Origin of the sequence: Psychrobacter sp. KFRI-CH2-11, assembly GCF_038239325.1 — a bacterium.
In the GTDB taxonomy this organism is placed as follows: Bacteria; Pseudomonadota; Gammaproteobacteria; order Pseudomonadales; family Moraxellaceae; genus Psychrobacter; species Psychrobacter celer.
The window spans coordinates 1436702-1451576 of the sequence record NZ_CP151283.1; the positions used below are offsets into that span (position 1 = coordinate 1436702).

14 protein-coding genes are annotated in these 14875 nt (G+C 47.7%); 4 read left to right on the top strand and 10 right to left on the bottom strand.

All coding sequences use genetic code 11. The features are described 5' to 3' along the window. Positions 1–172: 172 nt before the first annotated feature. From accC to AADH33_RS06030, 5 genes are all read right to left on the bottom strand, one after another. On the bottom strand, positions 173–1534 hold the full coding sequence (gene accC / locus AADH33_RS06010; protein ID WP_075102425.1) for an acetyl-CoA carboxylase biotin carboxylase subunit: 1362 nt from the start codon (positions 1532–1534) through the stop codon (positions 173–175). Between the two features lie 192 nt (positions 1535–1726). Further along, positions 1727–2155, bottom strand: coding sequence for an acetyl-CoA carboxylase biotin carboxyl carrier protein (gene accB / locus AADH33_RS06015; protein ID WP_075102426.1), 429 nt, complete (start codon positions 2153–2155; stop codon positions 1727–1729). Between the two features lie 248 nt (positions 2156–2403). Beyond that, on the bottom strand, positions 2404–3771 hold the full coding sequence (locus AADH33_RS06020) for an MATE family efflux transporter (protein WP_075102448.1): 1368 nt from the start codon (positions 3769–3771) through the stop codon (positions 2404–2406). A 682-nt stretch (positions 3772–4453) separates the two neighbouring features. Next, the gene (locus AADH33_RS06025; protein ID WP_348549885.1) at positions 4454–5494 is read right to left on the bottom strand and encodes a hypothetical protein; all 1041 of its coding nucleotides are present in this window, start codon (positions 5492–5494) and stop codon (positions 4454–4456) included. A gap of 156 nt (positions 5495–5650) precedes the next feature. After that, complete coding sequence (locus AADH33_RS06030) at positions 5651–6130, bottom strand: EVE domain-containing protein (protein ID WP_348549886.1); 480 nt, start codon at positions 6128–6130, stop codon at positions 5651–5653. Between the two features lie 307 nt (positions 6131–6437). Here AADH33_RS06030 and hemW point away from each other — a divergent pair, with 307 nt between their 5' ends. Then, positions 6438–7688: a radical SAM family heme chaperone HemW gene (gene hemW, locus AADH33_RS06035; RefSeq protein ID WP_348549957.1), complete on the top strand. Its 1251-nt coding sequence runs from the start codon at positions 6438–6440 to the stop codon at positions 7686–7688. A 148-nt stretch (positions 7689–7836) separates the two neighbouring features. Here the strand turns inward: hemW and AADH33_RS06040 are convergent, their stop codons facing one another. Beyond that, on the bottom strand, positions 7837–7977 hold the full coding sequence (locus AADH33_RS06040) for an entericidin A/B family lipoprotein (protein WP_348549887.1): 141 nt from the start codon (positions 7975–7977) through the stop codon (positions 7837–7839). 401 nt (positions 7978–8378) lie between these two features. Between AADH33_RS06040 and AADH33_RS06045 the strand changes: the two genes are divergently transcribed. Beyond that, on the top strand, positions 8379–8930 hold the full coding sequence (locus AADH33_RS06045) for a tRNA (cytidine(34)-2'-O)-methyltransferase (protein ID WP_198337066.1): 552 nt from the start codon (positions 8379–8381) through the stop codon (positions 8928–8930). Positions 8931–8962: 32 nt separating this feature from the next. Here the strand turns inward: AADH33_RS06045 and AADH33_RS06050 are convergent, their stop codons facing one another. The 4 genes from AADH33_RS06050 to tusD form a co-directional block, all read right to left on the bottom strand. Further along, the gene (locus AADH33_RS06050; RefSeq protein ID WP_348549888.1) at positions 8963–9307 is read right to left on the bottom strand and encodes a TusE/DsrC/DsvC family sulfur relay protein; all 345 of its coding nucleotides are present in this window, start codon (positions 9305–9307) and stop codon (positions 8963–8965) included. After that, entirely contained in the window at positions 9304–9648 is a 345-nt protein-coding gene (locus AADH33_RS06055; protein WP_348549889.1) for a hypothetical protein, read from the bottom strand. Before AADH33_RS06055 ends, AADH33_RS06050 begins: the two co-directional genes overlap by 4 nt. A gap of 135 nt (positions 9649–9783) precedes the next feature. Then, the gene (locus AADH33_RS06060; protein ID WP_075102433.1) at positions 9784–10107 is read right to left on the bottom strand and encodes a hypothetical protein; all 324 of its coding nucleotides are present in this window, start codon (positions 10105–10107) and stop codon (positions 9784–9786) included. Between the two features lie 59 nt (positions 10108–10166). Further along, entirely contained in the window at positions 10167–10574 is a 408-nt protein-coding gene (gene tusD / locus AADH33_RS06065; protein ID WP_348549890.1) for a sulfurtransferase complex subunit TusD, read from the bottom strand. A 225-nt stretch (positions 10575–10799) separates the two neighbouring features. On the opposite strand from tusD, the gene glnE reads away from it, so the two are divergent. After that, positions 10800–13670, top strand: a complete 2871-nt coding sequence (glnE, locus tag AADH33_RS06070) for a bifunctional [glutamate--ammonia ligase]-adenylyl-L-tyrosine phosphorylase/[glutamate--ammonia-ligase] adenylyltransferase (protein WP_348549891.1) — start codon at positions 10800–10802, stop codon at positions 13668–13670. Positions 13671–13861: 191 nt separating this feature from the next. Beyond that, complete coding sequence (locus AADH33_RS06075; protein ID WP_348549892.1) at positions 13862–14791, top strand: branched-chain amino acid transaminase; 930 nt, start codon at positions 13862–13864, stop codon at positions 14789–14791. The last annotated feature ends 84 nt before the right edge of the window (positions 14792–14875 follow it).

Sequence of the window (14875 nt, forward strand, 5' to 3'; positions counted from 1 at the left end):
ACCGTTGCTGCTAGAAGGGGTTTGCGCAGTATCGAGCGGCGTAAACACAGCCAGCCAATAAAGTCTATATCAGTATCAGTAGCCTTGCCTTTATCTGTATATGTCTTATTTGGTCAAAAAAACCGCCAATCGTTGATTGGCGGTTTTTTATTGAGTCATACAGCAAGCCAAATTATGAGTCGGCTTTGGCATTGTTGGGCGTTAAAAGCTCTCTTTCTAGGTAGTGAATGTTTTGGGCTTCATGGACAAAATTGTCATCCGCCAAAATCACATCGCGATGCAGCGGTATATTGGTTTTGATGCCTTCAATGACGAGCTCATCAAGCGCATGCAGGGTCTTGGACACCGCTTGTTGGCGCGTTTGACCATGGCAAATCAGCTTGCCAATGAGTGAGTCATAATAGGTCGGTATTTCATAGCCAGGGTAGAGGTGTGAATCAAAACGCACGCCTGCACCGCTTGGTGTAAACAGCTGAGAGATGGTGCCTGGGCAGGGGACAAAAGTAGCAGCGTCCTCGGCATTGATACGGCACTCAATCGCATGACCTTGTACTTCGATCTCGCTTTGACGATAAGACAGACCATAACCGGCTGCAATTTTGAGCTGTTCGACGACCACATCGATACCGGTGATCATCTCAGTCACAGGGTGCTCTACTTGCACGCGCGTGTTCATCTCGATAAAGAAAAACTCGTTGTTTTCGAACAAAAACTCAAAGGTGCCCGCGCCGCGATATTTGACCAGCTCGCAGGCTTTTACGCAGGCTTTTAAGATAGGCTCGCGCACATCGTCTGGGATATCAGGGGCAGGGGCTTCTTCTAGTACTTTTTGGTGACGGCGCTGTAGTGAGCAATCACGGTCATAGAGGTGAATGGCGTTACCATTACCATCTCCTAACACTTGTATCTCGACGTGGCGCGGGTTTTGTAGATAGCGCTCCATATAGACGGTGTCATCACCGAACCACAGTTCCGCTTCTTGTTTGGCGGCTTGTACTTGTCCAATCAGCTCATCAAAACGCTCGACCACGCGCATGCCGCGACCACCACCACCAGAGGCAGCTTTGATCAAAAGCGGAAAGCCGATATTGCGGGCTTGCTCTTCGGCATTGTGCAAGGTGACTGCGCCCACAGAGCCTGGGACGGTTGGCACGCCTGCTTTTTTCATGGCATTAATCGCCGAGACTTTGTTGCCCATTAAGCGGATATGATCGGCATTGGGACCGACGAAGGTCAGTCCTGCTTCTTCTACTTGTTCGGCAAATTCAGCATTTTCAGATAAAAAACCGTAGCCTGGATGGATGGCGTCAGCACCCGTTATTTCTGCCGCCGTCAAGATCGTATTGATATCGAGGTAGCTTTGGTTGGCATTGGGTTTGCCGATACAGATAGCTTCGTCAACAAAGCGCAGATGCATAAGATTGGCATCTGCGGTGGAGTAGACGCCGACGGTTTCGATACCTAACGCCTTACAGGCTCGAACGATACGTAGGGCGATTTCACCTCTATTGGCAATGAGCAGTTTTTTTATCATGGGGTCATCCTTTTTGACGCGGCAGACATTGATTGAGCCTTGATGGGGAGCCTCGGCATTTGATAGCCGTATTCGGCATCGGTAGGTAGTGACAGCTTACAACAACGTGAAACGGTATAAAGTGCCAAAATAAGGTGCCGAAATAAAGTGCTAAAGACTCAATCAGTATGAAGTAAAGTGAGGCAAATATCGTTACGCTTTATAGCGTATGACAGGTTGACCAAACTGCACAACTTCAGAGTTATCTACCAAAATCTCGTCAATGACACCGCTTTGGGTGGCCTCAAGAGGGTTCATGATTTTCATCGCTTCGATAATACCAAGCGTGTCGCCCGCTTGTACTTTTTGGCCGACCTTAACAAACGGCGGATCATTGGGGCTTGGGGCAGAATAAAAAACGCCAACCATTGGCGATGTCTCAACGCTACCTGCCTTTGCTGCTGGTTTTGTGTCTGCAGCCACTGGTGCTGCGCCAGCAGTAGGAGCGGCCATCATGGTCGGTACAGGGGCATCATAGTGACGAGTGAGACTGATGTGTTCGTCATCAGAGCTGATTTCTAGATTGACCAGTTCACTTTCTTCCATGAGGGCGATGAGGGTGCGTATTTTTTCAATATCCATAGTTTTTATCTTGCCTTGTACTAAATTCGAGAAATAGTGTAACTAAATATTGTTTGATTGCTAATGATACCTAGATTCAGGCCAATGAGCAATCAATGTACAGTTGTTAACTGAGAATTTTTACATATTTTGACGTAATCTAGCTGTTTTAGTAAGAAACCCACTACGATTTATCATTATCGATGTGGTTTTTGAGCCATGCTGCTTGTACATCGTACTGCGTCCGGTCGTACATTTGTATGATAGCCCTAACCCCAAAGCGCCGTTAGACGTCTTTGTTGATAACGCAAGCGCAGCGTCAACAAGATAGAGGATAAAAACAGCCCCGTAATCAGTGCCATCCAAAACCCTTGAGCGCCGACATCGGTAAAACGTACCAAATAAATACCCAGCGGCAATGCCACCACCCAATAACAAAACAACGTCACCCACATCGGTACAGTGGTGTCCTGCATACCGCGCAGTATCCCCGCGACATTGACCTGCCAGCCGTCAAACAGCTGATAACCAAGAGCAAATACCAGCAAATGCATAGACTGAGCGATGACCGCAGGGTTGTCGGTAAAGGCTGCTGCCAGCTGTGGTCGAAATAGCCAAATCCCTAGCATACATGTGAGGGCAATGAGTATCGTCCAGGTCAGCCCCGTTGCCTGTACTTGCCGCAGTGCCAGCAGGTTTTTTTCGCCAAAACGATTGGATATCATGATGGTCAGTGCCATCGCGACCGATATCGGTATCATAAACAGCTGAGAGGTCACCGCCAGTGCGACTTGATGCGATGCGGTCGCCAGCTCGCCGAGCGGACTGATGACAAGCGCGCCCAAACTAAAGAGGCTCGCCTCAAAAAAGATAGAAACACCAATGGGAATGCCCAGTTTTAGCAGTTTTTTGATTTGCTGACGGTTAGGACTAGCGAAACCATAAAAAAAGCGGGTACTGGCAAATTGTTGCCGTTTGGTAAAGCTGGTATAGGTAGCAAGCAGTAGCACGTTTATCCATAGTACCAAAGCTGTAGCCACACCGCAGCCTGCACCGCCCATCTCAGGCATCCCAAACAAACCATGAATGAAGATATAGTTAAGTGGGATGTCCGCTAACAGACCAATGATGCTGATAATGGTTACCGGCTCAGGCCGACCCAATGCTTCGCAGTAGCTGCGAAGGACAGCATAAACGGCCAGCGCAGGAAACCCAAACGATACACCATGTAGGTACTGTGTCGCTATTGGTTGGATGTTTGCTGGTACGCCCATGATACCAAGGATATTGGGTGCCAAATTCACAATAATGAAGCCAACAATACCGATAACCCCAGCAGTCCACAAAGACTGCTGGGTGATATGAGGTACTTTACTGTGTTCGTTTTGTCCGATGGCCTCACCGATCAGAGGCGTGGTGGCAATCAAGATGCCAGTGGCCAATAAAAACAGCGGCAGCCAGATACCAGAGCCGACAGCCACGGCCGCCAAATCAAGCGCGGATACCTGACCTGCCATGATGGCATCTACCACACCCAGCGCCGCCTGACAAAACTGGGTAATCAAAATAGGAAGTGCCAGCACGCCTAAGCGTAAGCTGTAGCTTCTAAAATCTCTAAAGGATAATGGGAAAACCATAGTGAGCAACTTTTTATTCTTGACGATAATGATCGTTGAGGCGTCAAACGCGCCATCAACAAATGAATAGGGAAACAGCCACACCATTTTCAAAGCGTTCAATCATAAAAACTAAAGCCAGCAAGTATCGTACGGCGATTGGCGTGCTGCTCTAAGAAGCGTACTGGCAGACTGCCATCAGCTATATATTGCACTCTTTGAAAATGGTATAAGATGATGATGCCGATAATTTATATGAACAAGCGCATATAGACTAGGGCGTGTCTTCAATTCACTCGATAGTTATCTAAATGTGCTAAAAATGGCCAAATTTTGCCAAACATCGTTAAATAGCGGGTTTATATCTCAATATTAACGGCGCTATTTTCCTTGTTTGACCGCAATTTGTCTCATTTTTATCACCATTTTTGAAATAAAGACACGCCCTCAGGATAAAATAAAAGTCTAGGCACCAAAATAAAAATAACCTGTCAATTCACTAGGGGAATTGACAGGTCATCATTAGATAAGATGGTAAAGAAGCTGCCCCTCGATGTCAACGTTTTAACGCGTCATATATGACTGTAAAAACACCACCGGAGCGTAGTCGCCCATGAGTCACAAGTTATAGACTATAAGTCATAGGTTATGAGACATAGGCTACAAAGCTTGAGCCAAGACAGAAAGGCTGTGCTGCGCTTATCTATAATGATTCAGGCAAGTCTTGCACCACCGCTTGATAGCCGATCAGATCGTTTGCCGCGTCAAAGGCTTGTACAACGATAGCGTAGTTGGTCGAGCTAGCTGGGATAAGCGGAGAAAAGGTCGTCTCACCAGCGGACAATACCAGATTTTGTACATAGCCGTTCGCGCCAGTCTCTGCTTTGTTGATATCGATTTGGCTGACCAGTATATATTGTGTGTTTCGCGGGTTTTGCCATGTCGCGACTTTTTGACTGCCATTGCCGCTGACATCTACATTCAGCTCACCTAGGCGGTAATCAAGTGGGTAGGTCTTAAAGTTAGAGCGGTCGCTGATGGTATAAGTGACATTGCAGTTTTTCTCGCTACTGGTTAGCGTTTGTCCGCCCAGACCGTCCTGATACTCAAAGCTGCCTTGCCACGGGGTACCCGCTTGTTTTTTCTCAAAGCTACCTGCAAAGGTGGTAAATAGGTTCGGTGTCTCAATGCCCAAGTCATTGACATACTTCACATCCAAAAACGCTAGCGTATCGAGGCTGCCGGTCACTTTGCCTGCGATATAGTTGTCTACTTTGATTGCAGAGTTGATGCCCAGTGTGTTGTTTTCTTGACAAGCTTGTTGCTGGTAGCTAAAACTACCATCGACGCTGCCCACACCGTCTTTGCTGATGTCAAAATAAACAGCCCCGATATCGATATCATTATCATCGCCGTCCTCAATTTCAACGAAGTGTCCGACATACAAGCCGCCGAGGCCGCCTTCTGGGGTGAGTTTGTCTAAGAAGTTGTCTAGCGACTCTTCTGGCAAAAACACGGACTCCAAAATCTCAGCCATGCTTTTTTCGTCATCGCTCAGTTTGTCTTCTACCTCTTTATACTCTTCTTTGAACTTGTCTTCTATACGATCATATTCGTCTTTTACCTGATCCTTAATACGACCCGCTTCCTCTTTGACTTTGTCACCATCACTGCCGCAGGCGCTGAGGGCCAGACTAGCCATGCTTAACGTTAATGCTGATAATAATAATTTGGGTGCGCTCATAAATGCGTCCTGATGATGAGTTGGCAGTGACTTAGCCATAAAAAAAGAAGGTATTGCGACATTTGTAATATAGCAGAATTTAAATAGCAAACGCACAGATAAATGTGCATAGATGCCAGCAGGTTTCTTACCCAATCGTTACACAGTCAACCGAGGTCAATTGGACAGTAACATTGATGTTTCGGCCATGTCAAAAATAGCGTACCAGTGTTTGGGCGTCAAAGGAATCACCGTCAGCTGCTCACAGCCTTTTTTGAGTAATAATGAGTCCTCTAGCGCAGGCAGGAATTTAAGCGCTGATAAAGGCAAAACGTCGGTGAAGGCTTGCTCAAAAGTGACGTCTACCATATACCAGCGCGGCTGATCTTCAGTGGCGATGGGGTCGTAGTGACGATGCTCAGGATGAAATTGGCTGGGGTCAGGGTAGCCCGCCTTACTGATGGTCATGATACCGGCAACTCCAGATGGTTTGGCGCTGGAGTGATAAAAAAACACCTTGTCACCGACTTGCATATCATCGCGCATAAAGTTGCGTGCACGGTAATTGCGCACGCCATCCCAGTGCTCCGTACCTAGGCGCTGTAAATCATTGATGCCAAAAAAGGTTGGATTGGATTTCATGAGCCAATAGGCCATCGTATTCTCCTTTTGTTATTATTGAGTGGTTGCTTTTGATCATTACGCGCTCAATATATAGTCGCTATACAGTCATTTATGCCAATATCTGCTCCTGTAAATGGCTGTCAGTATGATTTTATCATCCTGCGCTTTTCTTTATGCTGTCTAATCGTTATCCTAGTGCTGCTTTTTGCTCATCATCGCCGCGCGTTATTTTTTGCATTGTTTGTTATTCGTTTTTGAATAGCTTTTTTTAATAGATACCTTTGTTATGTCAAACACCCAAGCAGTTAATTTATCTAATGATAGCCGCGACCATAAGACGATGTCTAATGCAGGCAGGCTGGAGGTGGGCGAGATCCCATTGGCGCTCTACATTCATATTCCGTGGTGCGTAAAAAAATGCCCTTATTGTGATTTTAATTCACATGAGCTGCCAGTGGATACGCAGCTGTCTATGTATGATGAATATGTCGATGCGCTGTTAGCCGATGCGCTGATGCAGCAGCCGCTGTCCCAAGGGCGAGAGGTCAGTTCGATTTTTATCGGCGGTGGTACACCGTCGCTATTACCCATCGCTCACTATCAGCGACTGTTTACAGGGCTAAAAGACATATTTTGTTTTGCTGCTGATATCGAAGTGACGATGGAAGCCAACCCAGGGACGCTCGAGCATGCGCCCTTTGCTCAGTATCTAGACGTGGGTATCAATCGCTTGTCTATCGGTGTGCAAAGCTTTGCCGCTGATAAGCTGACAACGCTTGGGCGTATCCATGATCCTGCGCAGGCGCTGTCCGCGATCCGTGCAGCTCGGCTGGCTGGGTTTGAGCGGGTCAATGTGGACTTGATGCATGGGTTGCCGCAGCAGACTTATCAAGAAGCATTGGCCGATATTCAGATGGCGCATGAGGCGGGGGCGACACATCTGTCTTGGTATCAGCTGACGATTGAGCCAAATACGGTGTTTTATCGTAGCCAGCCTGTATTGCCAAACGAGGACAATCTGGCCGATATTGAAGAGGCGGGTCAGGCGCTATTGCAGCAGCTTGGCTACACCAATTATGAAGTATCTGCTTGGGCAGGCTCGTATGATAAGCCATGCCGACACAATGTGAACTATTGGCAGTTTGGTGATTACTTAGCGATTGGCGCGGGTGCTCATGGCAAAGTCACCATTGCAAGTGATGCCCTACATCATGCAGCATTTGACACAAACAACGAGTTACGTGCGCAGTCTGGTATCTATCGTTTTAGTAAATCGCGCTTGCCAAAAGACTATATGGATTATCACCGTGTCAGTACGGATGACACTAGCTTGATGGCCCCAAAGATGGTCGGCTGGCAGGCCATTGCGCCTGATGAGCTGGTCAGTGAGTTTATGCTCAATGCCCTAAGGCTACACGGTGGGGTGGGGTGGTCATTGTTTAGCGCTCGGACAGGGCTTGGTTATGCTGAGATTGCCGCGCAGGTTCAGGGTTTGGTGGCGCAAGGATTGCTGGTAGATAGCACAGAACGCCTACAGCCAAGCCAGTTAGGCCAGCGTTATCTCAATCAGATATTGCGAGCGTTTTTATAAAATGAGATTTGTAAAATGATAGGTTGCGCAATCTATTAAAGTAAAAAATAGAACGTTACCAATGAGATATAATGTATAAAAAAATACAAAGCCAAAAAAAGGCTTATCAAATCAATGATAAGCCCTTCGAAAATCTAAAAATCAATCATTAGATTTTGCTTTGTACGTCTTGTGCGCCGCCGGTTACAGCATCACCAGCGCTTGATACGTCTTGGCCTAGACCTTTAAAGGTGTTGCAACCAGTTAAAACAAACATAGCAGTCAAAGATGCGATGATTACTTTTTTCATAATAATATCCTCAAGATAAATCGATTGTTATAAGTAATGACAGTAACACTCAGTATGGTACCGAGGCTTACTGTAGGGTTGCTAGATAGCAGAGCGAAATGTAGACACCGTCTTGCTATCCGTTACAGACATCATAGTGAAAGTTAAAAACCATGCACAGTATCAAAATGTAATTATTGGCAGTAAACTGTAACTTATGATTACTTACTGATGCTATCTATAGTCGAATTCAAATAAATCGGATATATGGCGATCAAGCCGCTCAGTGCGATCAATAAAACGTTGGTTTTCTTGAGTGCTGTGCCTGCGCTGCTCAAGTCTGAGAAAACAGCTTTTCATCTTACTGTATCGTTTTTATATCAGACTGACTGTATAAAATTTAGACCACTCACGGAGTTTGTATGACCATTCATATTGTGCTGGTAGCCCCCAAAATGCCCAGCAATACCGGCAATATCATTCGTTTATGTGCCAATACAGGCGCGCAGCTGCATTTGGTCAGGCCATTAGGGTTTGAGCTTGATGACAAGAAACTGCGCCGTGCAGGACTGGATTATCATGAGTACACGCATATGCAGGTCCATGATGATTGGCCAGCTGCCAGACGTGCGCTACAAGCGGCGGATTGTCATACCATTACTGCTCTGACTACCAAGCTGAGCCAACCTTTTTATGACTATGATTTTGGCGGACGACCGGATAATGAGACTGGCCAGATGCCAAATATCGCGTTGGTCTTTGGCTCAGAGACGGCTGGTCTGGCAGATGATATCCGAGAGGACATCGGCGCGGCTCATTGGCTGCGCTTGCCGATGCTGGCGGACTCGCGCAGTCTTAATTTGTCCAATAGTGTGGCGATATGCTTGTACGAGATTTGGCGTCAGCAGGGGTTTGTAGGCGATGAAGGGCGCAGTATCGGCTATGAGAGCTTGACAGTGTATGACCCAAAATAGCGCTACTGGCCATGGCTGCTATCAACTACCAACTATAAACAGTTCGGCGGTTTGGGCAAGCCTGCCAAGCGATTGACATGGCGCGCCACCAGTCCTGTGTTAAACAGCTGCTGTAGCTTTTGGTTGCTGATGTCGTATTCGGGCAGGGTTTTTTGTAGCCATTTGATCAGTGGACGGGTGGCTGGTGGGTGGTTGAATTTGGCAAAAAACGCGCGTACCTGTAGTAAAACCTGCAAGTGCTCCTCTGCTAGCTGTACCTTTAAGGTATCGGCTAGCTGCTGGGCGACGGCAGGCGTCCAGATGGTGTGGTCACATAGATGGCCGTCTTGATCCAATTCAATAGCGGGCTGTGCGGTATGGGTTGTATTATCGTTCATAGGGCAATGGTCACCACTTTATCAAATTTAGCATGATTGCTATCGATGCTTCCTGTCAGTGCGACCCATTGTTGATCGCTTAGTATTGCACTGAGTTTGGTATCTAGCTGTAATTGCTCGACGGCTCTGGTCGTGAGCTGCGCGATATCATCGCTCAGCGCATACATAGCTGCGATACCGTCTATGTCTTTGTCAGCCAAATAAGCATTGAGCCAGTCGATAAATGCAGCTGTCGTTCCCAATAACAAGATGCTGTCACCGCGCTGCCAAGTGCGAGACATCTCGTCTATGCAGCGTCTTAGCGTATCCATGCTGCTATGTAATTGATATAAAGTTGCCATGGTAATGTCCAAATCATATTCAGCCGCTTGCGTCTATCGATATCTATGGGTTATCGGTAAGCACAAACGCCAAATGGATGGTGGTTTTGATGTAGTTGTGTGAGCTTGTACAGATTTTGACAAAGAGTTGAATTATCAAAAGGTTAAGATTTGCTCGAAGTCTGCTGCAGGTATCACTTCTGGAACTAATATCAGCTGTGAGGCCAGATCAGCAGGCAGCATACCTGTGACCCAGCCGCTAAAGACATCGTCAGGCAGCCACGCCGCTGGCATGTCATAGAGCTCAAGCGATTGTATCATCCCGTGCAAACGTGACTCTGGCTGCATCAGCAAGCCAAAGACAGGCGCATCTAGATACAGCTGCACATCATGACCAAAGGTCGCCAGCGTCAGTGCCAACGCGCAGCCTTCATAGCTGGCCATTTCGGTCGGCGTATGCAGCTTAATCAATAATTTCATAGAAAACTCCTACTTAAATGTGCTGATGAGTTGGGCTGAGCTGATATCGCTTGAGGTGATCAAAACTGTATCAACCGGCCATCAGCCTGCATCATCATTGCCAGCTCACTTAGACCGACCAACGTAAATCCTGCGGCCAGATTATCCCCGCTTAGCTGATGACGGGCGCTGTTTTCGGTATCACTAATACCGCGACCGAGTGCGGTACTGACGCAGACGGGTAGCGACAGCTGATACTGCTCGGCCAGATTTTGCCATGCTTTGGTCACATCAAGCTGGTCTGCCGATTGCCAGCGCAAGCGATTGGCCGTATGCGCGCCGTCGCCATAAAAAAACACGTTCAAGGTATGACTGCTGTCGTCTGCTGGGCGCGCGCTGAGATAGGCACGGGCATAACGCAGGGCTAAATGGGTGAGAGGCTGGCTGGGATCAGCCGTCACTAATAGCAAAGTGGTCGTGGTGGTCATAGGAGGTCTTATCTATCATTTGTGCTAAAGTGGTTTATGCTACCATAAAGCGGCCAAAAGCAGATAGGCTCACTGTGAATGAATGGGGTTTTCTACCAAATTTACCAGATATAGACATATTAGATGTCGTGATGGGTACTGGTGACTGCTTCGTAATAAAAAATAATAAACTTATGGGCTAGGTTCACGTAGTCTTATCACTCTATGTAAGGAGCTTCTTTTTCTATGTTACCTGCTATGTCTTCACGCTCGACCCATGGTACAGACTATCAGCCGACCGCAGAGCAGCTGCAGATATTACGCACTGCCAGTGAGTTTGCTTATCAGATTTGGGAGAGTCGGACAGTCTCTTGTCAGACGTTTTTGCGTAGCTATCCGCTGGATCAAACCCTCACACGCCAGCAAATCGATGACTTGATCCAAGACTATACGTTGGATGAAAACTACCAACTCGCTGATGAGGCCAAAGTGATGAGTGGTCTTCGCCATCTGCGCACTTTGCTGATGATGCGCTGGATTTGGCAAGACGCGCTGCACATGATAGCGCTTGAGCAATTGACCGATGAGCTGTCGGAGTTTGCAGACGGCTGTATCTCTTTTGCCAAGGACTATACCTACCAGCATCTGATCAAAAAGTACGGTGAGCCGACTTTTATCAATGCGCAGGGTCAAGTGCAGACAGACGACATGGCGATTATGGCCATGGGAAAACTTGGCGCGCATGAGCTGAATTTATCCAGCGATATCGACCTTATCTTTGCCCATCAAGCGCGCGGTGAGACCAATGGTAACAAAGCTAAGGGCACACGTAGCATAGACAATAAGCGCTTTATGACAAGGCTTGGTCAAGGCATCATTAAATTGCTTGATAATAATACCGCAGATGGCTTTGTGTTTCGTGTCGATATGCGCCTGCGTCCATGGGGTGATGGCAGCGACTTGGCCATTCATTTGTCTGCGTTACAAAAATACTTTTCATTACATGGGCGCGCGTGGGAGCGGTTTGCTTGGCTCAAGGCTCGTGTGGTCGGTCATATAGAGCCGTCATTTTATGAGCAGATACAAGCGCTCATAAAACCCTTTGTCTTTCGCTATTATGTGGATTATAGTGCGTTCTCGGCGCTCAGAGAGATGAAGTCTTTGATTCAAAACCAAGTGGTTCAGCGCGAGGATTTGGACAATATCAAGCTTGGCGCAGGCGGTATCAGAGATATCGAGTTTATCGTTCAGGCGTTTCAGCTTATCTATGGTGGCAGGCACCCACAGCTACAGATCAAATCCTGCCTGCAAGCGATGCAGGCATTGTACACGCTTGAGTATTTAGAGCGTAGTACCTACGAGCAGCTACAAGCAGCCTATCGGTTTTTGCGCCGACTCGAGCATGGTATTCAGGCAATCAATGACCAGCAGACCCAGCGTCTGCCTCATGATCGGCAGTGGCAGCACAATTTGGCGATTACCCTTGGTTTTGCTGATTGGGAAGGGTTGCTAATTACGCTCAACCATCACCGGCACAATGTCAATGTGCCCTTTGAGCGTATGGTCACCGAGCGGCAAATACCCGACCACGAAGATACCGACCTTGAGCCGGAGCAGCTAGATGAGCAAATCGCCCGCTTAAATGAGGTGTTGACAAAAGACAATCGTGAGCTGCTACAAGGCTTTTGGCAGTCAAAAATGGTCGCCAATCTGAGCGATGAAGCTCGTGAGCGTTTGGATGATGCTTATCCAGTCATTGTTCATGCTTTACTTGCTCATCAAGAGCAGCAGCAACTGGCAAACACCGCACTGCCGCGGCTCATCTCCTTACTCGAGGCGATTTGCCGCCGCTCTATCTATTTGGTGATGATCGCCGAAAACCCCAACGCCACCATTGAGCTGATTCCGATGCTCTCAGCCAGCCCTTGGATTGCCAAAGAGCTGGCGCAGTATCCGGTGCTACTAGATACTTTTTTGCAGCAGCGCTATCGTCACCTGCCAGACAAGCTTGAGCTACGTGATATTTTGCGGCAACAGTTATTGCGCGTCGAGCCCAATGACGAAGAAAAGCTACTAAGCGTATTGCGACTGTTTAAAAAAAACCAAGTGTTGGCAGTCGCTGCCAGTGATGTATTGGCTGAGCGCCCGATTATGAAGGTGTCAGACTCGTTGACCTATATCGCTGCTGTGGTGCTAGAGGCGGCGCTGGAGCGCGCGTTTGCCGAGATTGTCAAGCGTTATGGTTATCCCATCGGCCAAGATGGTGATCCTGTGACCGAGGCGGACTGCGGCTTTGCCATTATCGGTTATGGCAAACTTGGCGGGCTAGAGCTGTCCTATTCGTCAGATTTGGATTTGGTGTTTTTGCACAAGATAAAAGAGCAGGGCATGACCACGGGCGAAAAATCCGTGAGCGGTATGAAGTTTGCGGCGCGCTTGGTACAAAAGCTAATGAACTACTTAAATACCCAAACCCGAGATGGCCGCGCTTATGAGATTGACATGCGCCTGCGCCCGTCAGGTAATGCTGGCATGATGGTGGTCTCCTGCCATGCGTTCGAGACTTATCAGATGGACAAAGCATGGTCGTGGGAGCACCAAGCGCTGGTGCGAGCGCGAGCGATATGCGGTGATAAGCGAGTGACGGCGCGCTTTTGTGATATTCGCCGAGAGGTGCTATCACTACCGCGCACGATAGAGCAGGTGCGCACGGAAGTCACCAGTATGCGTATCAAGATGCAAAAACATCTGGGCACCAGTCAGTGGCAGCAGCAAGCGGGCAAGTTTCATCTGAAGCAAGACGCCGGCGGGATCATCGATATTGAGTTTTTGGCCCAATTTGCGGTATTGGCCTATTCGCATGATCATCCAAGCTTGACCAAATGGAGCGACAATGTCCGTATATTTGAAGAAATGGCCTTGCTTGGTATCTGGGATCAGCAAGTTTGCCAAGACTTGACAGATGCTTATCTCAGAATACGCGCGGCCACCCATCAGTTGGCACTATCCGAGCAGTCGCTATTGGTCGATGAGTCGCTATGGAAAGAGACGCGCGCACTGGTGCAAGATCAGTGGCAGCGCTTGATGGGGGTGGATGATGCTGAGGATACGCCTTGAGCATTGAGACGATGTACAAACTACTTATAAAAAATTGACAATTGGTTTTCTTAAACCGATTTTCACAACCAAGATGCATTTTTTACCATAAAAATAGATGCGGTGGTGGTATCATATACGGTTGATAATCACTGTTAAACAAAACCTACTTAAAAAAAGTTAGACGTCAGCGCTAGCATAAGGACTATAAAATGAATATGGCAACACAAGAAGGTAAGCTTTGGATGAATGGCACGATGATCGAGCAGCCCGATGCCAGCGTCCACGTACTGACTCATAGCCTACATTATGGCATGGCAGTATTTGAAGGGGTTCGCGCTTACCAAACTGCTGACAAACGTACAGCGATTTTTCGCCTAAAAGAGCACACTGAGCGCTTGATGGGCTCAGCGAAGATTTTTCAGATGGATGTGCCTTTTGATGCAGCGGCGCTTGAGCAAGCCCAAAAAGACGTGGTCAAACAAAACCACTTGGCAGAGGCGTATATCCGTCCGCTGATTTGGGTTGGGGCAGAAAAACTTGGCCTATCATCACGTGATAACAGTATCAATGCTATGGTTGCGGCATGGCACTGGGGTGCCTATCTTGGTGAAGACGGTATCAAAAACGGTATCCGTGTCAAAACCTCATCATTTACCCACCACATGACCAATGTGACCATGTGTAAAGCCAAAGCCTCGAGCAACTATCCTGTCTCTATCATGGCCAACCAAGAAGTCACCCGCAATGGCTATGACGAAGCTATCCTAATGGACCCACAAGGTTATGTCTGCCAAGGCGCAGGCGAAAACTTGTTTTTGGTCAAAGACGGTGTGCTACATACGCCAGATCTGGGCGGCGGCGCGCTTGACGGTATCACTCGTCGTACCATTATTCAGTTTGCTGAAGATTTGGGTATCAAAGTCGTTGAGCGCCGCATCACGCGTGATGAGTTTTACTTGGCGGATGAAATCTTTATGACTGGCACGGCTGCCGAAGTGACCCCGATTCGTGAATATGATGATCGTACCATCGGCAATGGTGGCCGCGGCCCGTTGACAGAAAAGCTGCAAACCTTGTATTTTGATGTGGTGCATGGCCGTAATGAGCAGTATATGGATTGGCTCAGCTTTATTGATTAAGTTTTAACATGACGCTGCATGAAGAAAGCTAAGACTTTGATGGTCTTGGCTTTTTTTGATTTGTTATGGGGAGGGTATCGACAA